The sequence below is a fragment of the Martelella alba genome (assembly GCF_006516955.1).
In the GTDB taxonomy this organism is placed as follows: Bacteria; Pseudomonadota; Alphaproteobacteria; order Rhizobiales; family Rhizobiaceae; genus Martelella; species Martelella alba.
In genome coordinates this window covers 261,486-285,809 of sequence record NZ_VHLG01000004.1, presented here as the reverse complement: position 1 = coordinate 285,809, position 24,324 = coordinate 261,486, and the positions used below count along the sequence as shown (strand labels likewise).

Here is a 24,324-nt window from a genome sequence, read left to right as displayed (position 1 = left end):
GTGAAATAAAACGAAATATAGGGGAGGCAGGCGTGTTTAGCCGGGTGCCTTTTGCGTGACGGGGCTGTGCTCGGTCTTTTTCCAGTGGAACGGGCGGTGCACGAGATCGATCACCGCCTGCCAGGCGGCAAAGGAGAGGAGCAGCCAGTAGAGCGGCACATGTCGCAGGCTGCCTTTCAGGGTTCTGGTCCGTTCCGGCGGCAGGTTCTTCTGTCCCAGGCGAAGAAAGATGGCATAGCTGAGTGCAATATTGGCAATGTCGACAGCCGTCAGGGCGATATGCAGCGTGTCCGTAGCGAGTCCGCCGGTTGCAAGCAGGACAAGATTGGCGGCCACAGACAGGAAGGCGATCGGATGGAGCAGGGCGGAGACAAGCATGCCGCCGCTATTGAGCATGAAGATCGCGAAGGCGCCAGCGCCGAGCTCCTGCCACAGGGCGATCGGATCCCGTGTTGCCACGAGAAAGGTCTGCAGCCAGCCCTTGAACCAGCGTGTGCGTTGACCGGTCCAGCCGCGCAGACTTGTCGGGGCATCCTCAAGCGTTGCAGGGCCGATTACGCCGCAGCGATAACCCAGGCGGTGCAGGCGCAGGCCAAGATCGGCATCCTCGGTGACGTTATAGGGATCCCAGGCGCGTACGGCCCGCAATGCATCCGTTCGGAAGTGATTGGATGTGCCGCCAAGGGGCATGGGAAGCGCGCTGTGCGCCAGAAGCGGCAAGATGCCGCGAAACAGCGCCGCATATTCGCGGGCAAACAGGCCGCAAAGCCAGGACTGGTTGCCATTGGTGATGTCGAGCGGGGCCTGAAGGCAGGCCAGCCGTTTGGGTGCGCGGGAAAAGGTTTGATAGGCGGCGCGGAGTTGCTGTGGATGTGGCCGGTCCTCTGCGTCATATAGGGTCAGAAATTCACCTCGCGCGCCGGCAAGCGCATAGCAGAGTGCCTTCGGCTTTGTCCGCGGCAGGGATGGTGGAACGCAGACCAGCTCGAAGCAGGGTGGCAGCCGACATGCCTTGATGGCCGCGATGGTTTCCAGGTCGTCTGCCTCGCAGACGAACTTGATGTCCAGTTTTGTCTGTGGCCAGTCGAGTGCCAGTAATGCGCCTGTGAGCTGTTCGATCATGCCGGCCTCACGGTAAAGTGCGACCATAACCGTATAGACCGGCAGGTTTCCGTCTCTGGGTGGTGGGGTCGCTTCAAACGGCGGCGCACTCATGGTCATGGCCGCCGCGCGGAAAATCAGCGAGCTGAAATAGAATGCCGACATGGCGACGTGCAGGCAAATCAGTGTTGTTACCGGAAATGCTGCCAGCAGCGCACAAAGCGTGACGAACAGACTGCCGATCACAAAGCCCTGCTTGCCCCAGAAAACCACGCGTGCAGAAAAATGCGGGTTCCAGGTGATGAGCCGGTTGATGGCCCGGAAAGTGCGGCGTTTCTCGCCGGCCTGCCAGATTGCCTGACGCATTGCCTCGGGGGTCGTGACGATCAGCCGTTCGGCCAGCTCGGGAAAGCGCCGCAATGTCCGGTGCAGGGCCTCTGCCTTGGTGGCGACAGGAATGATGGCAATCCGGCTCTCGCCACTGCGGCCTTCCAGCCGGATGGCTGTTGGTCTGGCCATCTGCGTGTCAAGCTTCGGCCTGTCTACCAGGTGAAAGGGGGCAAAGGATGTGGCGAAGGGCAGGCCGAGATGGTCGGCGAAGCGGCGATAGTGATCTTCTGCCGGCTGCCCGCCGGCCAGCAACTCCTCCTCGATAGAGGTTTGGTTCGCGATGGCCTTGCGGCTGGCGGCATCAATTGTGGGTTGCGTATAATTCAGCGCCTTCAGTAAGGCTCTTTCTGTTAGTAATAAATTACGCGATTGGCAATAAGTTTCCGCAATCGGAATTGTATTTCCGATTGCATCATTCGCAAATGACGCCGTCATTTTCGCCCCCGGGGAGCAGATCACCCCCAAGGATCTATCTCCTGATCTTATTTTTAGATTAATTAAATGATATTTCAAGTATATATTGATATAAAATTCAGATATTTGGATAGATCTATATTTTTAAATTTATCATTAAATAAACATAACTTTTATTATTGTATGTACTATTTTGATTTATGCGGTTGCGAAGATGTGGTCCTGGTCGTGAAGGATTTTCGTGTGCGACCATCGCTCTTCTGGAGAGAAAAACGCATAAGATTCAGTGCCGCCTTCCGTGAAAGGCGGCACCAACACCGTGAAGCACAGTCTGTGAGGCTTCGCCTCAGATGTGGCGATAGCGGGCGATCGCGCCGCGTTCAAGGGCGGCGCAGGTCAGCTTGTCGAGCCCGAAACGGTCGCGGAAAAGCTGAAGCAGGCGGATTTCTTCAGGCCGGACCTTCTGGTCGGCGGCCATGATTTCAACGGCCAGAGCATAGGCCGTATCGTAAAGCCTTGCCGGGAGAACATCCTTGATGATTTCAAGCGCGATCTCCATGCCTTCGGGGCCGGCGAGAATTTCGGCGCAGGCATGGGCAACATCGGTGATGCGCTCTTCGTCAAATCCTTCGAAAATCGGCAATGAGCGGGTGACGAGGCCGATCCGGCGCAGTTCGCTGTCGCTCATGCCGTTGTCGACGGCCGAGGCCATCACCATGACATAGATGAGGGCATCGTAGTGATTGAGCGGTGTCCTTGTGGTGTTCTGCATGGTGCAATGTCCCTGAAATTCTATTGGCTGGCCCAGATGATACGGGCAATCCACTCGACGTCAGTCAGGTCGAATGTTCTGTTGGGGTGTTCCGGATTAAGCGACATAACCTCGACCTGAACGCTTGAGCGTCGCGCCAGCACCTTGGCCATCACCTCGCCTTCACATGTCTTCAGGACGATTCGGTCGCCCTTGCGGGTCTGGCTGTTCGGGTCGACAATCAGCACGTCGCCGTCCCGATAGAGCGGCATCATGCTGTCACCTTGAACTTCCAGGGCATAAACCCCTGGTCCCGGGCCGATCGAGGTTGGAAAGTCGACCATGTCCCAGCCCTGCCCAGCCGGAAAACCGCCATCGTCAAAGAAGCCGCCGGAGCCGGCCTGGGCAAAGCCTAGCAGCGGAATCGTGCTCTGCTGCGGCGGGAAGCTGCCGGAGGGCGCTGAGGGATCATGCCGGGCGAGCGCGAAGAATACTTCCGGGTCGGTCTGGGTGGCCTCAAGGATCTTTGACAGCGATTCCGTTGACGGCCAGCGCAGCCTGCCGTCGGGGCCAAGCCGTTTCGAGCGGTTGAATGATGTCGGATCCAGCCCCGCGCGGCGCGCGAGCCCGGAAGCCGTCAACTTGTGTTGGGCGGCCAGCGTGTCGATCGCGGACCAGATCATATCATGCGAAAGCATTGGCGCCGCCTTCGGTCAAGCCGTCTTCAAATCACTGTTTCAATCGTTGAAATCTAGACAAGGCGGAGAGATTCGTAAAGATGGGATCAGGAATAAAATCCTGTCCCCATCCATTGCCGTCAGGCGACCATGGCCATATTGACCTTGCCGAGTTGAATGACCGCCTGGGTGCGGCTGTCGACATTGAGTTTGAGAAGGATGGCGGAAACATGCGCCTTGATCGTCGCCTCGGAGACGCCGAGCTCATAGGCGATCTGCTTGTTGAGCAGGCCTTCGCAGAGCATGCGCAGCACACGGGACTGCTGCGGGGTGAGGCTCTTCAGCCGTTCAAGCATCTCGGCGACGTCAGGGTCTGTTTCGGCCGAGCCGTCATAGGATTCCGGCAGATAGGTTCCGCCGCTCAATACTGTGCGTATGCCCGTGCGCAATTCGTCAAGTCCGGCGGATTTCGAGATGAAGCCTGATGCGCCAAGGGCGAGCGCCCGCCGGATTGTGGCGCTGTCATCACTGGCGGAAACGACGACGATTGGCAGCGATGGATATTCGGCACGCAATGTCATCAGGCCGGAAAAGCCGCTGACACCGGGCATGGAAAGGTCAAGCAACATCAGGTCGGCATCAAGATTTTCGGCAGCTGCAGCGCGCGCGCCCTCAAAGTCCCCGGCTTCAACGACGGCGTAATAGGCGGCCATGCCACTAATGGCCTGTTTCAGTGCACCGCGGAAAAGCGGGTGGTCATCAGCGATCAGAATTGTTTGTGCGGCCATCTCGTGCCCCCTCCCAAAGGCAGTTGTACAACCAAGGTCTTAAGACCATTCCTTAGCTCTAATTGAAGCGGATTTCAATAAAAGGGCCGGCATAGGGGGCAAATTCTCAGCTAATGTCATGTTTATCCCCGTAAATGCGTCGATCTGTCGCGGGGGAGGTGTGCCTGTCAGCCGTTTTTCTGCGTTGCCGCATGGACTTTCAGCGCGCAATGCGGCACATGCTGGCGCAAAGATGGAAAGGGAGCCGGATCCATGGATCGTGTGATCTACAAGATCGTTTCGGCCGCTGAGTGGCGGGCGGCAAAGGCCGCCGGATGTTTCGATGGCGCCGCCATTGATCTGTCTGACGGCTTCATTCATTTTTCAACCGAGAGCCAGGTGGTGGAAACGGCGCACAGGCATTTTTCCGGCCAGGCTGATTTGCTGCTTGTCGGTGTCGATGCCGCCCTTCTCGGGCCGGCGCTGAAATACGAGATTTCGCGCGGCGGCAAGCCCTTTCCCCATCTCTATGCGCCGCTTGATTTCGGCGCTGTTGTGCTGGAGCGCGCACTGCCCATCGGTGCCGATGGGCTTCATGATTTCACGGGACTTCTGCCATGATCAATCCGTTCAAGCTTGGTGCGCGCCAGGCCGTTTTTCTGCTGGACCCCGAGCGCGCCCATGCGCTGACCCTGACAGGGATCGGTACCGGTCTTCTGCCGCGCGCCCGCCATGCGGCTGACCCGCGCCTGGCCGTCCGGCTGGCGGGGCTGTCTTTCGCCAATCCGCTTGGCGTTGCTGCCGGTCTCGACAAGAACGGCGAGGCGATTGACGGGCTGTTCGGCCTCGGCTTCGGCCATGTCGAGGTCGGCACGGTGACGCCGAAGCCGCAGCCCGGCAATCCGAAGCCGCGCCTGTTCCGGCTGGTCGAGGATGAGGCGGTGATCAACCGCATGGGCTTCAACAATGAAGGCCATGAAGCGCTGGCGGCCAATGTCGCCCGCGCCAAGCGTCGCGGTGTGCTCGGCATCAATATCGGTGCCAACAAGGCGAGCGAGGATCGTATTGCCGACTATGTTGCCGGTACGACGCGTTTTGCCGCCATGGCCGATTACCTGACGGTCAATATTTCCTCGCCCAACACGCCGGGCCTGCGCAATCTCCAGGCGCGCAGCGAACTTGCGACCCTGCTGTCACGCGTGCTTGAAGCCCGTGCCGCCGCCGAGGCGCAGCCGCCGGTCTTTCTGAAGATCGCGCCCGATCTGGATCAGGCCGAGCTGGACGACATTGCCGCAGAGGTTCTGGCGCAGAAGCTTGATGGTATCATCGTGTCGAACACCACACTTGCGCGCGACGGGCTGAAATCGGCAAAGCTTTCCGGTGAGGCGGGCGGGCTTTCCGGTGCACCTCTGTTCGAGCGCTCAACGGCGGTTCTGGCTGGCATGCGCCAGAGGCTTGGGCCTGATATGGCGATCATCGGTGTCGGCGGGGTTTCCACCGGCGCGCGGGCGCTGGAGAAAATCCGTGCCGGTGCTGATCTGGTGCAGATTTATTCCGGCATGGTCTATGAAGGACCGAAGCTGATCTCCGATGGGCTTTCGGCGATGGTTGCGGCGCTGGAAAAGGCCGGTGCGGACAATCTTCGCGCGCTGCGTGACGAAAGCGTCGCAGAATGGGCCGAAAAGCGGTTCTGACGCAGCCCCTTCTTGCTGCGAGACTATTGGCTCAGGCACATGGACCAGAAGTTCTGGTTGCCCGAATTGGGGCTGTCAGCCCGGGCAACGCCGACATGGCGATAGTCGCCGAGCATGTTTTCCAGATGTTTGGGCGAATTGACCCAGGCCTGAAAGGCGCGTTCCGGCGTTGCCTGATGCATGGCGATATTTTCAGCCGCCGGCAATGGTACGCCCATGCGCTTGAAGCGCTGCAGCGGGCTCTCGCTGCGGCTCGTCACATGGTTCATCTTGTCGGCGAGCGCCATGCGCTTGGCCTGATCGATCGCGGTTGCGGCTGAGACGCGCGAGGCGCTGAGCGGCGGCAATCCGTGGCGCTGGCGCAGCGCGTTGACCATCGGCAGGAAGGTTGCCGTCATATCCTCGGCACGCACGCTGCCGGACGGCATGGGCGCATTGCCGGAGCCTGAAAACAGGCTGCAGCCGGACAGGAACAAGGCGAGGCTGCCGACCAGAATGGTGCGGCGGCCGGCAAGGGGAGCGGAAATGGTCAACGGCGATAACTCAGGATACGGATGACGATGAAGACTGGCAGCACGACGCTCAGCCCGATCACGAGATAGCTGCCGATCTCGCCAAGCGCGTTGAAGCCGCGATACCAGAGACTGCGGGCGAAGTCGATGATGCCATAGAAAAGATCGGCCGGGTGAATACCGAGCGCGGAGAGCACGAAGCCGACAATCAGCGACAATACAAGCAGCTTGACGATCGTTCCGATCACCGTGCCGCCCAGAAATCTGTTCACGTTGTTGCCCATGGCTTGATCTCCCTTTCCTGCCACAGATAAAGCGCCTTTGCGGCCCATTCAAGATGGCGCCTGCGACCTGTGAAAAGCACTTGCCTTTTGACGTGGTATCGGCGAATGGCTTTCAGCTTCCATCGGTTTTTCTGACATGAATGCATCCTTCCTTTCCTCTGGTGATCTGATTGCAGATCGCCGCGCCGATTATGCCCGCATGCTTGACGAGGCGGGCGATTTTCCCGCTGCAGCAGATCTGATGCTGCAGGCGCTTGAGCTTGTTCCCGACTGGCCGGCGGGACTGGCGCTGCTGGCAGCCTTTCATGAGCATGCCGGTGACATTGCCGGTGCAATCGCCAGCTGGACGCGGCTCGATCAGCTCGACCGTGAGGACATCTTTGCGGCCAGGCTCAAGCTTGCGGTTCTGGGGGCTACCAGCGCGCCGCGTCATCCGCCCGGCCGCTATGTTGAGGCACTGTTTGACAGCTATGCCGACCGGTTTGATGAAGCGCTTGTCGAACGGCTCGATTATTCGTCGCCGGAACGGCTGGCGCGGCTGCTGAATGCTGCGATCGGGCCGGAGCGCTGCTTTTCATGCGCCGTCGATCTAGGCTGCGGAACCGGGCTTTCCGGCGAGGTGCTGCGTGAGCGTGTTGCGCGGCTGGAAGGCTTCGACCTGTCGCAGAACATGCTGGCCAAGGCCGCGGAAAAAGGCCTCTACGATCATCTCGCCCAGGCCGATCTTCTGGCGCCACCGCTTTCAAGCGGCCTGTTTTTCGAAGAGGGGGGCGAAGGGCGGGCCGATCTGGTGATTGCCGCCGATGTGCTGATGTATCTCGGTGCGCTGGAGACCTGTTTCCAGAATGTCATGCGGCTGATGACACCGGATGGCCTGTTGCTGTTTTCGGTTGAAGATGGCGGTGCGACGGCCAATTTTACCCTGCAACCCTCGCTGCGTTATGCCCATGCGCATCGCTACATCACCGCAACACTGGCCGATTATGGTTTTGTCGTTCTGGCGGAAGAGCGAGCCGCCTTGCGCAAGGATGGCGGCGAACCGGTGCATGGCATCCTGTTTCTTGCGGCCAGAACGGATCAGACGCAGTAAAATTGCCAATTGCAAGATAGGTCAGGCTTGCTGACTTATATTGCTTGCAATCGCCTGAGAGTTTGCGCATCATCAAGCCATAGAGACACCGAAACAGGTGATCCGGTCTCAGGGACGGGACCTTCAGCCGCACGGGCGGCGGGACGGGCATAACGCATTTCATGAAAAGAGGCAGGGCATCGCTTTTTTCGCGATCGGGCCCACGGACGGAGTGTATTCATGGCGAATATCAACGCCGGTTTCTGGAATGACAATCCCGCGCGCCACACGCTTGCGGAAGATGTTCAGGGTATTCTCACCGGTTCCATGGTGGCGGCGCTCGGGCTTTACATTCTCGGCAAGGCCGGACTTCTGACTGGCGGCACGGCGGGGCTTGCCTTTCTTGCCCATTATGGCTGGGGGCTCAATTTCGGGCTGATGTTCTTCCTGTTCAATCTGCCCTTCTACTGGCTCTCCTTCCGGCGCATGGGACTGGATTTTACCCTCAAGACCTTCATCGCCATTGCCATCACCTCCGCTTTGACGGATCTGCAGGCGCGGTTTTTCGAAATCGGCGCTATTCACCCGCTTTGGGGGGCTGTGCTTGGCGGGCTTCTTGTCGGTTACGGCCTGCTTGCGCTTTATCGCCACCGCGCCAGCCTTGGCGGCATGGGCATATTGGCGATCTATGTGCAGGAGCGTTTCGGAATTCGCGCCGGTCTCGTGCAGCTAGCCTTTGATGCCGGCGTCATGGCGGCGGCTTTCGGCGTGGCGGATGTGAAACTGGTCGCACTCTCCGTCATCTCAGCGGCGATCATGAATATCTTCATCGCCTTCAATCACCGTGCCGACCGCTATATCGCCCTGCGCTGATCCTTCCGTTGCCAGGCGGTGTGAAGCTGTTTGACCTCAGACACGTTTCGCGCCAATAAGGGGCCGGGAAACCGGCCGCCAGACGGCCCTTATCGGAGCCAGAAAACCTTGTCCGAGAACAGATTCTTGTCCGGCATCACCATTTCGACGCCTGAAAATCATTCCTTTCTGGAGGACCTGCAGGGGCTCGTCACCGGCTCCATGCTCAATTGCATGGGCATTCTGGTGCTCAAAGCCGGCGGGCTTCTGACCGGTGGTACGGCGGGCCTTGCCTTTCTGGCTTTTTATGCGACGGGTATCAGCTTTGGCCTCGCCTTCTTCGTCGTCAATCTGCCGTTCTACTATTTTGCCTGGCGCCGGCTCGGCCTGTTCTTCACCTTCAAAACCTTTGCCGCTGTCGGTCTGACCTCGGTCTTGACGGCGATCGTGCCGCGGTTTCTGGTGCTCGGTGATACCCATCCGCTGGCCGGTGCCCTGTTTGGCGGCATCCTCGTCGGGGCGGGGCTGCTGGTTCTGTTTCGCCATGGCGCCAGCCTTGGCGGCTTCGGCATTCTGGCGCTCTATATTCAGGATCGCTTCGGCATCAAGGCGGGCTATATCCAGCTTTGCCTTGATGGCATGGTGCTGATTGCCTCCTTCTTCGTCGCCAGTCCCTTCATCATCATCTGCTCGGTCATCGGTGCGGTGGTGATCAATTTCGTGCTGGCCATCAACCACCGTCGCGATCGCTATATCGCCATGTAGGGCGATTTGACGCTGGTATTTGCTGCGGCTTCTGTCATGGTGACGCCATGAACGAAACGGAAACAATCCCGCTTTCCGCCATGGCGGTTCTGCCGGAGCGCTTTGCCCGCTGGTTCAAAGCCAAGGGCTGGCAACCGCGCCAGCATCAGCTGTCACTGCTGGCGCGCGCTGGCGCAGGCGAGGACATGCTGCTGCTCGCGCCGACGGGAGCAGGCAAGACGCTGGCCGGATTTTTGCCAAGCCTTGTGGATCTCGCCGCGCGGGAAAAGCCGAAGCCCGGCACGCGGGCGCCCGGCATTCACACACTCTATATTTCGCCACTGAAGGCACTGGCCGTCGATATCGCCCGCAATCTCGAAACGCCGGTGACGGAGATGGGGCTGCCTGTCTTGATCGAAACCCGAACCGGCGATACGCCGCAGGGCAAGCGCCAGCGTCAGAAGCTGAAGCCGCCGGATATCCTGCTGACCACACCGGAGCAGCTTGCCCTGCTGATTGCGGGCGCCGATGCCGATCGTTTCTTTGCCGATCTGCGCTATGTGATTTTTGACGAGCTTCATTCGCTGGTAACCTCCAAGCGCGGCCATCTTCTGGCGCTGGGGCTTGCCCGGCTGCGCCGCCTGGCACCGAAGATGACGGCGATCGGCCTGTCGGCAACCGTTTCCGATCCGATGGAATTGCAGCGCTGGCTGAAGCCGCAGGATGGCGATGAGGACCACCCGCCGCATGCCGGGCTGATTACGGTTGCCGGTGGCGCGCGACCGGAGATCACCATTCTGGAAGCCTCCGAGCGTATTCCCTGGTCCGGCCATTCGGCCCGCTACGCCGTGGCTGATGTTTACGCCGAACTCAAGCGGCGGGCGATGACGCTGATCTTCGTCAACACCCGTTCGCAGGCCGAGTTGCTGTTTCAGGAATTATGGACGATCAACGAAGATAATCTGCCGATTGCCCTTCATCACGGCTCGCTGGATGCCGGGCAGCGGCGCAAGGTCGAGGCGGCCATGGCGGCGGGGCGATTGCGCGCCGTCGTTGCCACATCGACGCTGGATCTCGGTATTGACTGGGGCGATGTCGACCTCGTCATCCATGTCGGTGCGCCGAAGGGTGCGAGCCGGCTGGCCCAGCGTATCGGCCGCGCCAATCACCGCATGGATGAACCGAGCCGCGCCATTCTCGTTCCAGCCAATCGTTTCGAGGTGATGGAATGTCAAGCGGCGCTTGATGCCAATTATGTCGGTGCGCAGGATACCAGCCCCATCGGTGATGGCGCGCTTGACGTGCTGGCCCAGCATGTGCTCGGCATGGCCTGTGCGGCACCCTTTGCCCTTGCCGATCTCTTTGCCGAGGTTATTTCGGCGATGCCCTACCGGCATCTGAACCGGCAGACTTTTGAACGCGTGGTGGATTTCGTCGCCACCGGTGGCTATGCGCTGCGCGCCTATGAGCGCTATGCCAGGATCCGCCGTCGCCAGGATGGGCTCTGGCGGGTCGCCAATCCTGAAATCGCGCGGCAATATCGCCTCAATATCGGAACCATCATCGAAATGCCGATGCTGAACATCCGCATGGTGAAGCCGGGCAAACGCAGTGCGGCGGCGCGTGGTGGCCCGGTACTGGGCCAGCTGGAGGAATATTTCGTCGAGGGGCTGACGCCGGGCGATACGTTCCTCTTTGCCGGCAAGGTCTTGCGTTTCGAAGGCCTGCGCGAGAATGAATGCCTGGCCTCGGCCGCCTATTCATCCGATCCGAAAATACCGACCTATGCCGGGGGCAAGTTTCCGCTGTCGACCTATCTGGCGGCAGGCGTGCGCGCCATGCTGGATGATCCCGCGCGCCGCGCTGTCCTGCCATCTTCCGTGCGTGAATGGCTGAGGCTTCAGGGCGCGCATTCGCATCTGCCGAAACGTGACGAGCTTCTGATCGAGACCTTCCCGCTTTCGAGCCGTTTTTATCTGGTTGCCTATCCCTTTGAGGGGCGGCTTGCGCATCAGACGCTCGGCATGCTTTTGACCCGGCGGCTTGAACGCCTTGGCGCGAAGCCGCTCGGTTTCGTTTCGACCGACTATTCGATTGCCGTCTGGGGCCTTGAGGACCTCGGTGCGATGATCGCCGCCCGCGATCTCACGCTGGCTGAGCTTTTTGACGAGGACATGCTGGGCGATGATCTGGAAGCCTGGCTTGATGAAAGCTTCATGCTGAAGCGGTCCTTCCGCAATTGTGCGGTGATTGCCGGTCTCGTCGAACGCCGTCATCCGGGCAAGGAGAAAAACGGACGGCAGGTGACGGTCTCCACTGATCTCGTCTATGACGTGCTCAGAAGTCATGAACCTGACCACATCCTGCTTGAAGCCACGCGCGCCGATGCTGCGGCTGGCTTGCTGGATATCGCCCGGCTTGGCACCATGCTGAAACGGGCCAAAGGGCATCTGACCCATTTCGGGCTGGAACGTGTCTCGCCGCTGGCCGTGCCGGTTCTGCTGGAAATTGGACGCGAAAGTGTGAATGGCGGCGCTGGCGACCAGCTGCTACATGAGGCGGTCGAGGACATTCTGGCTGCAATCGGCGAGACGGATATATGAGAACGGGTGCGACACGGCGCGAAACGGAAGAGCAGGCGGAGACGGTCTTTTGCGGCCATTCCATCGTGCTGGATCCTTCAGGTGCGGCCTTCTTTCCGGAGCTCTTTCTGCTTGTCGTGTCCGATCTGCATCTGGAGCGCGGTGCGGCGCATGCCCGTCGCGGCTCGCTTCTGCCGCCCTATGATACATCTCTTGTCCTGTCGCGCCTTGCTGCCGTTATCGGCCGTTACCAGCCGCAGCGCGTCGTCTCACTCGGCGACAGCTTTCACGACCGGCGCGGTTCCGCCGAAATGCCGGATCATTTCCGGCAAACGCTTGGCGCATTGATCGCAGGACGTGACTGGATCTGGATCAACGGCAATCATGATCCCGATGGCGTGGCGGGTCTTGCCGGGCTGGCCCTGGATCAGTGGAGTTTCGCCGGGCTCAGCTTTCGTCATGAACCGGGGCCGGGCATTGCCGAAATCTGCGGCCATCTCCACCCGTCTGCAACGCTCCGCCGCCGCGACAAAAATGTCCGCCGTCCCTGCTTTGCGATCGATGAAAAACGGCTGATGCTTCCCGCTTTTGGTACGCTTTCCGGTGGGCTGGATTTGAAGCACCGGGCCTTTGCCGGGCTGTTTGAACGGCAGCAGCTGATGGTGCATCTGCTCGGTTCTGACCGGGTCTATACCCTGCCTTTCAACCGGCTTTCCGGCTGACCATGCGTCATGGCTTGCGGAACAGGATACTGGCGAGCCAGCCCGACATCAGCGCAAGCGCCACCGTTGCCAGCCCATAGGGCAGGGGGTGGTTATGGGCCGCCTCGGTGAGCTGTTGTTCCAGCCCGGTCTTGACCACGCGCAGCGGCAGGCCCTGGGTCGCGATCAGCTCGCCATTGCGGTAAAGAAAGGCTTCAACGCTGTGCGGACCTTCGGGAATGTTGACCGAAATCATCAGGCTGGCGCGAAACAGGCTGTTGGAGACGAATTTCACGCCATGTTCGTCGGCATTATAGAGGCCCTGGCTGGTGTTGAGCCGGAGCAGCGCATCGCGGAATTGCGGGATATCTGAGGCCTCGCCGACATAATTGATCGCCGGAAGTCTGAGGTTGTCGATGCCGATGCCCTGATTGATCATCGCGGCTTCGCTGGAAATCTGGTCCAGCGGCCTGGTGCTGGAGATGGAGTAGAAACGCGGCACCTGGCCAAAGGTCACGGCTTTGCGGTTGATCCAGATGCCGAAGACGCGGTCCTTTTCGCGAATATCAGCCTGCGCCTTGGGGCCTTCCAGCACCACGACGATGTCATAGGCGCCTTCTTTCAGCAGCTTAGGCCGGGCATTGTTGATGGCGCCGAAAACGGTCAGCGTTGCACCGGAGAAATCCGATGTGATGGCGATCTCGCTGGTCGATGTGCCAAGTTCCAGCGATTCCGCGGGTATGGCGGTGGTATCGGCTGGCGGCGCGGTTGGCACCTGGGCATGGGCGATCCCGGCAAGAGGCAGCAGGCAGAGGGCCAAAGCAAGGAGAGCTCTCATTCCGGCGCCCCCGCAAAAACGACCGAATAGAAATCTCCCGGCGTCACCACCAGATTGAAGGCGAGGCGAATGCCGACCGCCAGGATCAGCAGCGCCAGCAGCGCACGCAGCTGTTCGCCCTTCAGCTTCTGGCCCACGCGCACGCCATATTGCGCACCGACCACGCTTGAGATCATCAGCGTGGCGGCGAGAACGATATCGACCGAATAGTTGGTGGTGGCCTGCACGACCGTGGTATAGGCGGAGACGAAGATGATCTGGAACAGTGACGTGCCAACGACGATATTCGTCGGGATGCGCAACAGATAGATCATGGCAGGCACCATGATGAAGCCGCCGCCAATGCCGAGCGCGGAAGTCATGACACCGATTGTTGCGCCCAAGAGCAGCACCGGAATGACGCTGAGATAGAGCTTGGACTTCTTGAAACGCATCTTGAAGGGCAGGCGGTGGATCCAGTTATGCTGGCCGGGCCGGCGCAGCTGCACGGGCTGCTTCATCGCAGCGCGGCGGATCGCGCGCACGCTTTCAACCATCATCAGCGCGCCGATGGAGGTCAGCAGCACGACATAGAGGATCGAGACAACGAGATCGAGCTGACCGAGACGCCGTAATGTTGCAAAGACCCAGATGCCGAGTGTTGCACCGGCAATACCGCCGGTCAGAAGCACGGATCCCAGTTTCAGATCCAGCGAGCCACGCCTGAAATGGGTGATGGTCCCGGAAACCGAGGAAGCGACGACCTGGCTGGTGCCGGTTGCAACGGCGACCACGGGCGGGATGTGGTAGAAAATCAGCAGCGGTGTAATCAGGAACCCGCCGCCCACACCGAACATGCCTGAGAGAAACCCGACAGCTGCTCCCATGCCGAGGATGACAAAGATGTTGACCGACAGTTCGGCGATCGGAAGATAGATCGTCACGGACTTTCCTCGAATGCACGGTTTGAACCCGTTGTCACGCGCCTGGGGCCGATGCTTCCATTGACCTGGCGATCGGGCGGGTCCGTTCTTAATGCGCCTGATGGGCAGGCAAGTCAATCAATCCGGAAAGGCTGTCAGCGCAAGCTTTTCTGCTGTCAGGCGCTTTTGCCGGATTTCAGCCGATCGAGCAGTTCTGGCGTCACATCGCCATTGGCAGGCAGATCAAGCGAGCGCTGGTAAGCCATAACGGCCGCTGCCGTTTTCGCTCCCATCAGCCCGTCCACCGGGCCAGCGTCAAAACCGGCCTGATTGAGCAGGCTCTGCACTTGGCTGACCACATTCTGGCGCTCCTTCTCGGTCAAGGGGCGGGGCTGCTGCCAGTCCCAAGGAATGTCGACCGTGTTCGCGCTGGCATTAATGGCTTCGGCATGAAAGTCATGAACGGCTTTGCGGGCTTGCGTCAATTCGCTTTTTGAAAGCGCGGCGGCGACTTCATCGCGGCGTGCTTCTGCAACCATGTCGCCGCCTTCAGCGGCAATGGCGAACCATTTATAAGACAGTACAAGATCCTGCGCTACGCCGGCGCCGCGTGCATAGAGAATGGCGAGGTTGAACTGGCTGTCGGAGACGCCATGATTGGCAGCTTCCTCGAACCAGCGGTCGGCCTCGGCGAAATTCTGCGTTCCCGAGGCACCATTGGCCAGCATCACGGCAAGATTATGCATGGCACTGACATTGCCGGCTTGAGCGGCTTTTCGATAATAATCGACGGCGCGTACCGGATTGGCGGCTGTGCCGATGCCCTTTTCATAGATGCTGCCAAGCTGGAAATCCGCCGGGGTCAGGCCGCCATCGGCCGCCTGCTGGAACCAGGCGCGCGCAGCGTTCAGATCCTTCGGCAAGGCGGTGCCAGCCTGATAAAGACCGGCAATCTCATAAAAGGCGCGCGGATCATCAGCCTTTGCCGCAGCGACGAGCGGTGCGGGGCCGAGGCCATCGGGGATGGCGAGAGCAGGGGCTTTTTCCGGCACTGGCTTTTCAGCCGTTGCCGCCAGCGTATCCAGCACGGTCTTGCTGTTGATCACGGTATCATCATGTGCTGTCGCAGTGGCAGTGACCTGCGCAGTGTCAGCGGTATCGCTTGCGGCAGGTGCCGTCTTTGCCGAAATTTCGCCCTCAGGTTTTTCGTTAGCCGTTTCCGCGGTCTGGTCGGTCAATGGCTGATCCGGCCTGATGCTGCCGGTAACGATGTTTTTGTCCGGGCCATTCATGTTGAATGCCGTTGCGTCGGGTGTTTTGGCGTCGGCATTGAAACCCGGCTGGACGCCGTCGGCCGCCATTGGCGCGGTGATGGCGGGCGCACGGATAATTTCGGTTCTGGCCGGCTGGGCGGGGGCTGCCGGCGCGTCTGCGCTGCCAATATTTGTGGCCGCATTTGAAGGCGCTTCCGGTGCGCTCTTCAGAACGCGCGAAACCAGCTGGCCACCGGCTGGCAGAGCCATGATGGCAAGTAGCACGGCACCAACGGCGAGGAAAACCGGGCGGCGAAAGCGGGCGCTCTCTGCCTTGCCGGCAGGGGCACTGTCGTCGTCGCCATCTTTCTTGTCCTTGCGTCCGCCAGCACCGTTCATGGCTTCCGCGCTGTGGCTGGTGGCAGAACGGGCGGCACGCCGTGCAGCAGCGATCAGATCCTGGCGCGGAACGGTGTTGCTTTCGACATGTTTCAGGCCAGCGGGACGGCCCGGCTCACGCTTGCGTGCGCTGCCGATTTCAGCACGGGCAGGCGGTTCATTGCTGCGCTGCTTGGCGAGCTGCTGGGCGCGAACCCGTGAGATGATGCTGAGCACATCCGCTGTTTCTGCTGACTGAACCGGTTCTGCGGCGGCGGCCTCGGTTGCGCGAGGCGCTTCCACTGTAGCCGGCTGTTCGCTCTCATCCTTGTCGCCGGCGAAAATTGCGTCCAGCGTCGGCAGGCTGGTGCGCTTCCTGCCGGGATCGGCTGATACCGTTTCACCGTCTGCCTGGTTGGCTTCATCTACCTTGAGCTGCTGCTGCGGATCGTTCATCTCGTCATCGTCGCCATTGGCAGCGAAGATGGCGTCCAGAACGGCGAAACTGGAGCGCGGCCGCTCCTGATCCGCGACCGGTTTGATGTCGTCGTGATCGCCTTCCAGCGTATCCAGCCGGCCGGCAATCCGGTTCAGCGTGGCATGAATGTCGGAAATCTCGACCTCGCCGGCTCCGGTCCGGCTCATGGTTTCAAGCTGTTTCAGGTCGTTTACGAGCGCACCGAGCACGGCAAGCTGCTCATTGACGGCGGGATCGCTTCCAGCCGTGTGGTTGCGCAATGCCTCTTCAGCGGCATGGCGGGCGGCCTCGATGATATAATCGTCATTGCTGGCCATCAGCCCGTCAATGCGCTCGCCGATCCGGCGCTCCATATCGTCAAGCGGCAGGGTCGGGGCCGGGCGGCCGACCATGGTGGTCAGTTCGGCGACCTGTTGCTGCAACCGTTCCATCGCCTTTTCCTCACCGGCTGAACGGCCGGTTTGAAGCCCTGCGGCAACCGCGCTGAGCTGATCGGAGAGGCGCCCCTCCAGCCCGTCGAGATCGATCGTGTCAAAGCGGGCTGCAAGGCGTTTTTCCGTCGCGCCAAGATCGATCGCATCGAGTTTCTCGCTGATCCGTCTTTCGGTTTCAGAAAAGTCGAATGTGACCGGTTTGCCGGAGAGATCGAGCGCAGAAAGCTGCTTCATGATGCGATCGCCGGTTCGCTCAGGATCAAAACTGTCGACTTTATGGCTCAGCGCTTCGATGGCTCTGCTGAGCTCTGCGGGATAGGCGGGCTGACGCAACTGCTTTTCCAGCAGTCCGGCCAGTTGCTCGACCCGGTTTTCAAGACGGCTGTAATCACCGCCCTTGCCGAGCTGTTCCAGGCGATAGGCATGGGCTTCGAGACGTTCGACCACGGCGCGCTCGGCGGCGCGATTGTTGTTGGCTGAGCGCTCGATCGTGGTGACCTGATCGGACAGGGTGGAAAGCTTCTGTTCGATCCGGGTGAGATCGCTGTCACGCTTGTAGCTCGTGCCGGCCTGAAGTCTGTTCAGGGTCTGGCCAATGTCCTCAATGCGGCGGCCGAGGTCATAAAATTGCTCATCGAAGCGGCGCTCGGAAAGCGGGTAGTGGGTGCAGAGCTTTTCCATGGCGCTTGCCAGCGCCGTCAGCCGGCCTTCAATCTCGGTGAGAGAGCGGCGGCTGGTATCGCGGTCCAACCGGTCGCCAATCTCGATCAGCCCGTCATTGAGGGCGGCGATATTGGCGTCGATCTTCTGCGGAGAAAAGTCACGTAGCTGGTCCTGCAGATCGGAGACCCGGAGCTCAACACGCTCGACAGCCCGCGCACTTGCAAGACCGGTCAACAATTCCTTCAGATGGTCGAATTCGGCCATCAGCCGCGGGTCGTCTTCCGGCGTCTGATGGGTAATCAGCCAGTCGATCCCGCCGGCAATCCGGGCAAGCTCATTGCGGGTTTCCTCGTCAAGGCGGCGAGAACCGGCGCGTTCGCTGATATCGCTCAGAGCCTCATGGAGGGCAGAAAGCTCGGATTTGAGGCTGAGGGTGAAATCCTGGCGGACAAGCACGCGCATGTCGCGAAGGGCGCGGGCAATTTCCTGCATTTCAGCCTGCGCGTTTTCGCTGCGAGCCAGGTCATCGCGATATTGCTGGCTGCGGGGCGGTTCGCGCCTCGAAAATTCCTCTTCCAGCTGTGAACGGCTGCGGCGGACCTCATTGCGATATTCCTGGCGGTTTTCCGGGCGATATTCAGCGCGGTGCTCCGGCATATGCTCATCGGTCGACATCAGGGCGCTCAGTCTGGATTCCAGCCCCTCAATCGTACGGTTCAGGCTATCAAGAGAGGAGCGTTCGCCTGTTCGTTCGGTTCTCATGCTTTTTTCCATCATCCTGGCCGCCTTCGGGACGCGAGACCTTTCTGCGGCAGGACGGCTGTGGCTGGGCTTGAGCAAAGCCAGTTGCAGCGGACCCTTCCGGTCTCGTGATCGTTCTCAATAGCTTTCGGATAACATGGTAAAAAAGACGTTAACTTTGTTCACGCGCCGGTGAGGATTATGGCGGGTGTTCATCGGCAAGCGGGCAAAAACGGGGCGTCAGCTCTGCGGCGATGTCAAAAGGGCGGCGCCGAGAATGGCGGCAGGATTGCCGTCCTTATCCGTCTTTTGCAGCAAGATGGCGCAGCCGTCGCTCTTGCGCGGTTCGAGAACACGGGCCGGAAGGGTGATATTCTTCTCGCTGCCGTTCCACATGGCAACGGTCTCGATATCATTGACGATGTTGCGATAGTCGACAATCTTGCCCTTGTTTTCACCGGCATTGATCTTGACCGCCTCATGACTGGCGAAATAGACGACAACCACATCGGCCTTGCCAGTGCCGGCGCCGATATGAATGTCAAGCTCATCGCCGTTCATGTGGGCACTGATAGGGACGTCGGGGCCGTTGCCGGATGTTGTCATCGCAGCAAGCGTTGCCGAAATCTTGTCGGCATTGGTGCCCTTCATCTGCTGGCGGCCATTGAGGATCACCTGCGGCGTGTAAACACCGGAGCGGCCCATTGTGTGTCCATAGCCATATTGGCGCTGGGTATTTTGCGCCGTGCTCATCGTGTCCGACCAGCCAAGATAGTTCCAGTAATCGACATGATAGGTCAGGACGATGATGCCATCGCGATCGGCAAGGTCGGCCATGGCTCGGTCCGCCGGCGGGCAGGAAGAACAGCCTTGTGAGGTGAACAGTTCGACCACTCCGATGGGGCGGCTGATCTCGCCCGCTGTTGCGCTGGCGGCGAGAAGAAGCATGACAATGGCGATGGCATGTTTCAGCACCATGGAAGAACCCGGACCCGTGGCACCAGCTGCGACCGGTCAGAATGATACGGTCTTTGGCTTTTGCCGTTATTTGTTGAAGCAGAACCCAGCCGGAGCCTTTCCGGCCTGATCCTGCCCGTTGGCACAGCCAGACCCTTCTTGTGAGGGGTAAAGCTGCTTCAGGCATGAACTTACATGATACGTCGTGCCTTGATTGCCGCAAGCTTACCTGTTTCGCATTTCAACAGAAAGTCACGAAGGGGTGAAACGCGCGTCAGCGCGAAAATGCGCCAGCCCAGATCTGGCTTGTGGTGGTGATGGCGGATTTCGTCGCTGCGGCCTGGTTCATGACCTCGGCCAGATAGCAATCCTGTGCAGCCTCGGCGAAACTGTAGGACGATATTCCGTCTTCGACATAGCGGCGCATATTCATCAGGCAGGTGGCAACGGCGATGTCGTCATCGGCCATTGAGGCGTCGGCAAACGGGTTCTGGTAGATCCAGCGGTCGCCAGCCATGATGCCGGCATGGCGGTAGCCCTCGAAATTGACGAAATGACCGGTGTCCTTGCGGATCAGCGGCAGTGAGACCGGCGTGCGTTCGTCAAGCAGGTGATCGAGCCGTTCCGGTGTGATTTCGCCGCGTTCCCCGCGCACGGTAATCCGCGGCGCCCGGATGCGGCTTCGGTGCTGGCTGTCGGCGAAATCATAAAGGCCGATCTGGCTGCCGAAATCGAAGGTGGCTATGGTCTGATCGGCAGGGATGACCTCATATTGCGCTGGCTGCTCGTAGCGGCCCGGCCCCTTGACCACCGGCAGCGACACTCGCGTTGCGGTGACTGTCGCATTCTCGAAACCGATGCCGAGCAGCTTCCGCATCATCGATATCCCGTGATAGGTCTGCATGATCGAAACATGGGCATAGCTCGGCGTCCCGATCATGCCTTCGCCGATGAGGGTGCGCATGGCGGTCAGAACCGGGTGGAGAAAATATTGCTCGGCGACTTCGATCTTCGCGCCGGCCTGAACCAGATCATGAACCTGTTTCAGGCCCTCAAGGTCTGCCGCAGGCGGTGTTTCGGCAAGGATCGGCATATTGGCCCAGGCAAGTTCGGCCATGCGTGCAAAGATCGCCTCGCGCTTGACCGACAGGACGGTGAAGGCAGGCTTCGTGGCGGCAAGCAGGTCTTCGATCGTTGCAAAGACTGGCGTCTGCCACTGGTTCGAAAGCGCGTTCCGATCGGCTGCATCTCGACCGGTGACAATGCCCGAGACGGCAAAATGCGCGGGCAGGGCTTTCGCCGCTCGAAGAAAGAATTCCGCCCGCCAGCCCGAGCCGACAACAGCGAATTGTATCGGGGCCATGGCAATATCCTCCCGCCAGAAGTGAAACCCTTTCTTTCTGGCTAGACCTTATTTGTGTGCGTCGCAACGAAAACCGGGCGGCTTTTGGCCGCCCGGTTCTCAATGTCAGTGCTGAACGCGGTCTGGCTCAGGCAGCCAGCTGGCGCAGAACGGTCTGCAGGATGCCGCCATTGTTGACGTAGGTAACCTCGTCAAGCGTATCGATGCGGCAGATCAGCGGAACGTCCTTCACGGTGCCGTCGCCATAGGTGATCTTGGCGATCTTCTTCTCGCGCGGCTTGATTTCGCCGTCGAGACCTTCGATCGTCACCACTTCGTCACCCTTCAGGCCGAGCGATGCCCAGGTCGTGCCTTCTTCGAAGACGAAGGGAACGATGCCCATGCCGACCAGGTTCGAACGGTGAATACGCTCGAAGGACTGGGCGATCACGGCGCGGACGCCGAGCAGGTTGGTGCCCTTGGCAGCCCAGTCACGCGAGGAGCCGTTACCGTATTCGACACCGGCGAAGATGACGAGCGGAACGCCCTCGGCCTTGTACTGCATGGCCGCATCATAGATCGACATCTCTTCCTTGGACGGGTAGTGGATGGTGTAGCCACCTTCCTTGCCGTTCGGGCCGAGCATGTGATTGCGGATGCGGATATTGGCGAAGGTTCCGCGCATCATGACTTCGTGATTGCCGCGACGCGTGCCGTACTGGTTGAAGTCGGCAACGCCGACGCCATGATCCATGAGATAGGCACCGGCAGGCGAAGCCGCCTTGATCGAACCGGCCGGGGAGATGTGGTCGGTGGTGATCTTGTCGCCGAACAGGCCGAGAACGCGGGCGTTTTCGATGTTCGAAACACCGCCGGCCGACTTGCCCATGCCAACGAAGTAAGGCGGGTTCTGCACATAGGTCGACTGATCGTCCCAGGTGTAGGTCTGACCGGCGGGAACCTGAACGGCCTGCCAGTTTTCATCGCCCTTGAAGACATCCGCATATTTGGATTCGTAAAGTTCGCGGGTGACGTATTTCTCGATCGTGTCCTGAACTTCCTTGGCCGACGGCCAGATATCCTTCAGGAAGACCGGGTTGCCGTTCTGGTCTTCACCGATCGGCTCCTTGGTCAGGTCCTTGGTGACCGTGCCGGCAAGCGCATGGGCAACGACCAGCGGCGGCGAAGCCAGGTAGTTGGCCTGAACGTCCGGCGAGATACGGCCTTCGAAGTTACGGTTGCCCGACAGGACACCGGCAGCGATCAGGCCCTTGTCATTGATGGTCTTGGAAACCGGGCCCGGCAGCGGGCCGGAATTGCCGATGCAGGTGGTGCAGCCGAAACCGACCAGGTTGAAGCCCAGCGCATCGAGATCCTTCTGCAGACCGGCCTTTTCAAGATATTCGGCAACGACCTGGGATCCAGGTGCCAGCGAGGTCTTGACCCAGGGCTTGGTCTTCAGGCCCTTGGCAACGGCGTTGCGGGCCAGAAGGCCGGCAGCGATCAGCACGCTCGGGTTCGAGGTGTTGGTGCAGGAGGTGATCGCAGCAATGGCAACATCGCCGTGGCCGAGATCGAAGTCGGTGCCTTCAACGGCATAGCGCTTCGGCAGGTCGGATTCGCTCTTGCCATACATGCTGACCATGGCTTCGGCGAAGCCGGAGGCGATGTTTTCCAGCGCGATACGGCCTTCCGGGCGCTTCGGGCCGGCCATGGACGGAACAACGTCGCCGAGGTCCAGTTCCAGCGTGTCGGTGAAGACCAGATCGGAGCCATCGCCTTCGCGGAACATGCCCTGAGCCTTGGAATAGGCTTCAACCAGCGCGATGCGGTCCTTGCTACGGCCCGACATGTCGAGGTAGCGGAGCGTTTCGCCATCGACGGGGAAGAAGCCGCAGGTCGCGCCATATTCCGGACCCATATTGCCGATGGTGGCACGGTCGGCGAGCGTCATGTTGTTCAGGCCTTCGCCGAAGAATTCGACGAATTTCGAGACAACGCCCTTCTTGCGCAGCATCTGCACGACGGTCAGAACCAGGTCGGTCGCGGTGACGCCTTCCTTCAGTTCGCCGGTCAGCTTGAAGCCGATGACTTCCGGCAGCAGCATGGAGACCGGCTGGCCGAGCATGGCGGCTTCGGCTTCGATACCGCCAACGCCCCAGCCGAGAACGCCAAGACCGTTGATCATGGTGGTGTGGCTGTCGGTGCCGACGCAGGTATCGGGATAGGCAGTGGTTTCGCCGTCCTCGTCCTTGGTCCAGACCGTCTGGCCCAGATATTCAAGGTTGACCTGGTGACAGATGCCGGTGCCGGGCGGCACAACGCGGAAGTTCTTGAATGCCTGCTGGCCCCACTTCAAGAAGCGGTAACGCTCGCCATTGCGCTGATATTCAAGCTCGACATTGCGGGCAAAAGCCTGCGGTGTGCCAAACTCGTCAACGATGACCGAGTGGTCGATCACGAGGTCGACCGGAACCAGCGGGTTGATCTTTTCAGGGTCGCCGCCGAGATTGACGATACCATCGCGCATGGCAGCAAGGTCGACAACGGCGGGAACGCCGGTGAAGTCCTGCATCAGCACGCGTGCCGGGCGGTAGGCGATTTCGGCGCCAGCCGAACCCTTGTCGGAAAGCCATGCGGCGACGGCTTCAATGTCGGCCTTGGTGACCGAGCGGCCGTCTTCGTTGCGCAGCAGGTTTTCAAGCAGAACCTTCATCGAGAAGGGCAGCTTGGAAACGCCGGCAAGGCCGTTTTCCTCGGCCTTCGGCAGGCTGTAATAAACATATTCCTTGCCGTCCACGGAAAGTGTGGAGCGACAGTTGAAGCTATCAATGGATTTGGCCACGGATAAAACCCCGCTTCTTCTGATTAGCCAACATAAGTCGTGCGAACGCCTATGTACTTAAGACATCAGGATGCGGGTGCGATCATTTCCGCTGTCCGCACGTGACACCGTTCCCTCGGCATCATGTTCGGCGCTAGGATGAATTTCACGCCGACCGCTGGCGTGATTGGGCGTTTTATAGATAATTTCTCCGCAAGGTGCCAGATCAACGAAGGGCCAAAATTGATTTTTTTTATGGAACTGCCAAGAGGTCGCAGCTAAGGGGGCCATGTGAGCCAAAAAATAGAGATTAAGCGGCTTTCTGCCCGTCGGGGCGGGGTTTGCGTCCTTAACGACCTGTCGGTAAGCGTTGAGGAAGGCCATGCACTTATCGTCCGCGGCGCGAATGGTGCAGGCAAATCAACCCTTTTGCGTGTAATCGCCGGTCTTCTCCGGGCCGCTGCGGGAAGCTGTCTTTTTCACGATTCGCAAACTGGCGATTCGCTGCCGCTTACGCTTGTCAGTCACTATCTCGGTCATCTCGATGGCATGAACCGCGCGCTGACCGTCCGCGACAATCTTTCCTTCTGGCGCGATTTTCTGATGAGCGGGGAGGATGCCATACGCGGCGCGGGGCCAGGGATGGCGATTGAGGCGGCAGCAAGAGCGGTCGGTCTCGATGCGGTTCTCGATCTACCCTTCGGTTATCTCTCGCAGGGGCAGAAACGGCGGATCGCCTTTGCAAGGCTTTTGGTGGTGAGACGGCCCGTCTGGTTGCTTGATGAGCCGACAACCGCGCTGGATCAGGCGGCACGGGGCATGCTGACGGCGCTGATGGCTGCGCATCTCGGCAATGGTGGCATGATCGTCGCGGCAACGCATGAACCGCTTGCGCTTGAACCTGCAGCCGTGCTGGAACTTGTCCGCCCGGCCGCCGATGAAGACGATCCCTTTCTTGCCGGCATGGAGATCTAGG

Annotated in this window: 21 protein-coding genes; 8 read left to right on the top strand and 13 right to left on the bottom strand. The window is 60.0% G+C overall.

The window, feature by feature from the left end; all coding sequences use genetic code 11:
- Positions 1–36: 36 nt before the first annotated feature.
- The 4 genes from FJU08_RS10025 to FJU08_RS10010 all read right to left on the bottom strand — a co-directional run bounded on the left by FJU08_RS10025 (position 37) and on the right by FJU08_RS10010 (position 4,121).
- On the bottom strand, positions 37–1,743 hold the full coding sequence (locus FJU08_RS10025) for a glycosyltransferase family 2 protein (protein ID WP_235890646.1): 1,707 nt from the start codon (positions 1,741–1,743) through the stop codon (positions 37–39).
- Positions 1,744–2,251: 508 nt separating this feature from the next.
- Positions 2,252–2,677, bottom strand: a complete 426-nt coding sequence (locus tag FJU08_RS10020; RefSeq protein WP_141148859.1) for a tellurite resistance TerB family protein — start codon at positions 2,675–2,677, stop codon at positions 2,252–2,254.
- 20 nt (positions 2,678–2,697) lie between these two features.
- On the bottom strand, positions 2,698–3,354 hold the full coding sequence (locus FJU08_RS10015) for a S24 family peptidase (protein ID WP_141148858.1): 657 nt from the start codon (positions 3,352–3,354) through the stop codon (positions 2,698–2,700).
- A gap of 119 nt (positions 3,355–3,473) precedes the next feature.
- The gene (locus FJU08_RS10010) at positions 3,474–4,121 is read right to left on the bottom strand and encodes a response regulator (RefSeq protein ID WP_141148857.1); all 648 of its coding nucleotides are present in this window, start codon (positions 4,119–4,121) and stop codon (positions 3,474–3,476) included.
- Positions 4,122–4,373: 252 nt separating this feature from the next.
- Here FJU08_RS10010 and FJU08_RS10005 point away from each other — a divergent pair, with 252 nt between their 5' ends.
- Both FJU08_RS10005 and FJU08_RS10000 read left to right on the top strand, forming a co-directional pair.
- On the top strand, positions 4,374–4,721 hold the full coding sequence (locus FJU08_RS10005) for a DUF952 domain-containing protein (protein WP_141148856.1): 348 nt from the start codon (positions 4,374–4,376) through the stop codon (positions 4,719–4,721).
- Complete coding sequence (locus tag FJU08_RS10000) at positions 4,718–5,794, top strand: quinone-dependent dihydroorotate dehydrogenase (RefSeq protein WP_141148855.1); 1,077 nt, start codon at positions 4,718–4,720, stop codon at positions 5,792–5,794. The genes FJU08_RS10005 and FJU08_RS10000 overlap by 4 nt, the downstream gene beginning before the upstream one ends.
- A gap of 23 nt (positions 5,795–5,817) precedes the next feature.
- On the opposite strand, the gene FJU08_RS09995 is transcribed toward FJU08_RS10000, so the two are convergent.
- Positions 5,818–6,327 (bottom strand): CAP domain-containing protein, encoded by a 510-nt coding sequence (locus FJU08_RS09995; protein WP_141148854.1) that lies wholly within the window; start codon positions 6,325–6,327, stop codon positions 5,818–5,820.
- Positions 6,324–6,590 carry a DUF6460 domain-containing protein gene (locus FJU08_RS09990; protein ID WP_141148853.1) on the bottom strand — a complete coding sequence of 89 codons (267 nt, stop codon included), beginning with the start codon at positions 6,588–6,590 and terminating at the stop codon, positions 6,324–6,326. Before FJU08_RS09990 ends, FJU08_RS09995 begins: the two co-directional genes overlap by 4 nt.
- A gap of 136 nt (positions 6,591–6,726) precedes the next feature.
- Here FJU08_RS09990 and FJU08_RS09985 point away from each other — a divergent pair, with 136 nt between their 5' ends.
- The 5 genes from FJU08_RS09985 to pdeM all read left to right on the top strand — a co-directional run bounded on the left by FJU08_RS09985 (position 6,727) and on the right by pdeM (position 12,559).
- Positions 6,727–7,680 (top strand): class I SAM-dependent methyltransferase, encoded by a 954-nt coding sequence (locus FJU08_RS09985; protein WP_141148852.1) that lies wholly within the window; start codon positions 6,727–6,729, stop codon positions 7,678–7,680.
- 219 nt (positions 7,681–7,899) lie between these two features.
- Positions 7,900–8,532 carry a YitT family protein gene (locus tag FJU08_RS09980; protein ID WP_141148851.1) on the top strand — a complete coding sequence of 211 codons (633 nt, stop codon included), beginning with the start codon at positions 7,900–7,902 and terminating at the stop codon, positions 8,530–8,532.
- Between the two features lie 108 nt (positions 8,533–8,640).
- Positions 8,641–9,276, top strand: a complete 636-nt coding sequence (locus FJU08_RS09975) for a YitT family protein (RefSeq protein ID WP_141148850.1) — start codon at positions 8,641–8,643, stop codon at positions 9,274–9,276.
- Between the two features lie 47 nt (positions 9,277–9,323).
- Positions 9,324–11,858, top strand: coding sequence for a ligase-associated DNA damage response DEXH box helicase (locus FJU08_RS09970; protein WP_141148849.1), 2,535 nt, complete (start codon positions 9,324–9,326; stop codon positions 11,856–11,858).
- Positions 11,855–12,559, top strand: coding sequence for a ligase-associated DNA damage response endonuclease PdeM (gene pdeM, locus FJU08_RS09965; RefSeq protein ID WP_141148848.1), 705 nt, complete (start codon positions 11,855–11,857; stop codon positions 12,557–12,559). The genes FJU08_RS09970 and pdeM overlap by 4 nt, the downstream gene beginning before the upstream one ends.
- Before the next feature lie 7 nt (positions 12,560–12,566).
- On the opposite strand, the gene FJU08_RS09960 is transcribed toward pdeM, so the two are convergent.
- The 7 genes from FJU08_RS09960 to FJU08_RS22740 all read right to left on the bottom strand — a co-directional run bounded on the left by FJU08_RS09960 (position 12,567) and on the right by FJU08_RS22740 (position 23,732).
- Positions 12,567–13,376: a TIGR02186 family protein gene (locus tag FJU08_RS09960; protein ID WP_141148847.1), complete on the bottom strand. Its 810-nt coding sequence runs from the start codon at positions 13,374–13,376 to the stop codon at positions 12,567–12,569.
- Positions 13,373–14,299, bottom strand: coding sequence for a sulfite exporter TauE/SafE family protein (locus FJU08_RS09955; protein WP_141148846.1), 927 nt, complete (start codon positions 14,297–14,299; stop codon positions 13,373–13,375). Before FJU08_RS09955 ends, FJU08_RS09960 begins: the two co-directional genes overlap by 4 nt.
- A 155-nt stretch (positions 14,300–14,454) precedes the next feature.
- Positions 14,455–18,246: a peptidoglycan-binding protein gene (locus FJU08_RS09950; protein WP_181409799.1), complete on the bottom strand. Its 3,792-nt coding sequence runs from the start codon at positions 18,244–18,246 to the stop codon at positions 14,455–14,457.
- Between the two features lie 219 nt (positions 18,247–18,465).
- Positions 18,466–19,203 (bottom strand): DUF1223 domain-containing protein, encoded by a 738-nt coding sequence (locus FJU08_RS09945; RefSeq protein ID WP_141148844.1) that lies wholly within the window; start codon positions 19,201–19,203, stop codon positions 18,466–18,468.
- 253 nt (positions 19,204–19,456) lie between these two features.
- Positions 19,457–20,545, bottom strand: a complete 1,089-nt coding sequence (locus FJU08_RS23355; RefSeq protein WP_141148843.1) for a Gfo/Idh/MocA family protein — start codon at positions 20,543–20,545, stop codon at positions 19,457–19,459.
- A 127-nt stretch (positions 20,546–20,672) separates the two neighbouring features.
- Positions 20,673–23,369 carry an aconitate hydratase AcnA gene (acnA, locus tag FJU08_RS09935; RefSeq protein ID WP_141148842.1) on the bottom strand — a complete coding sequence of 899 codons (2,697 nt, stop codon included), beginning with the start codon at positions 23,367–23,369 and terminating at the stop codon, positions 20,673–20,675.
- 57 nt (positions 23,370–23,426) lie between these two features.
- Positions 23,427–23,732: a hypothetical protein gene (locus tag FJU08_RS22740; protein ID WP_181409811.1), complete on the bottom strand. Its 306-nt coding sequence runs from the start codon at positions 23,730–23,732 to the stop codon at positions 23,427–23,429.
- On the opposite strand from FJU08_RS22740, the gene ccmA reads away from it, so the two are divergent.
- Positions 23,652–24,323, top strand: a complete 672-nt coding sequence (gene ccmA / locus FJU08_RS09930) for a heme ABC exporter ATP-binding protein CcmA (RefSeq protein WP_407943702.1) — start codon at positions 23,652–23,654, stop codon at positions 24,321–24,323. The two genes, FJU08_RS22740 and ccmA, sit on opposite strands and share 81 nt — an antisense overlap.
- Position 24,324: the final 1 nt, after the last annotated feature.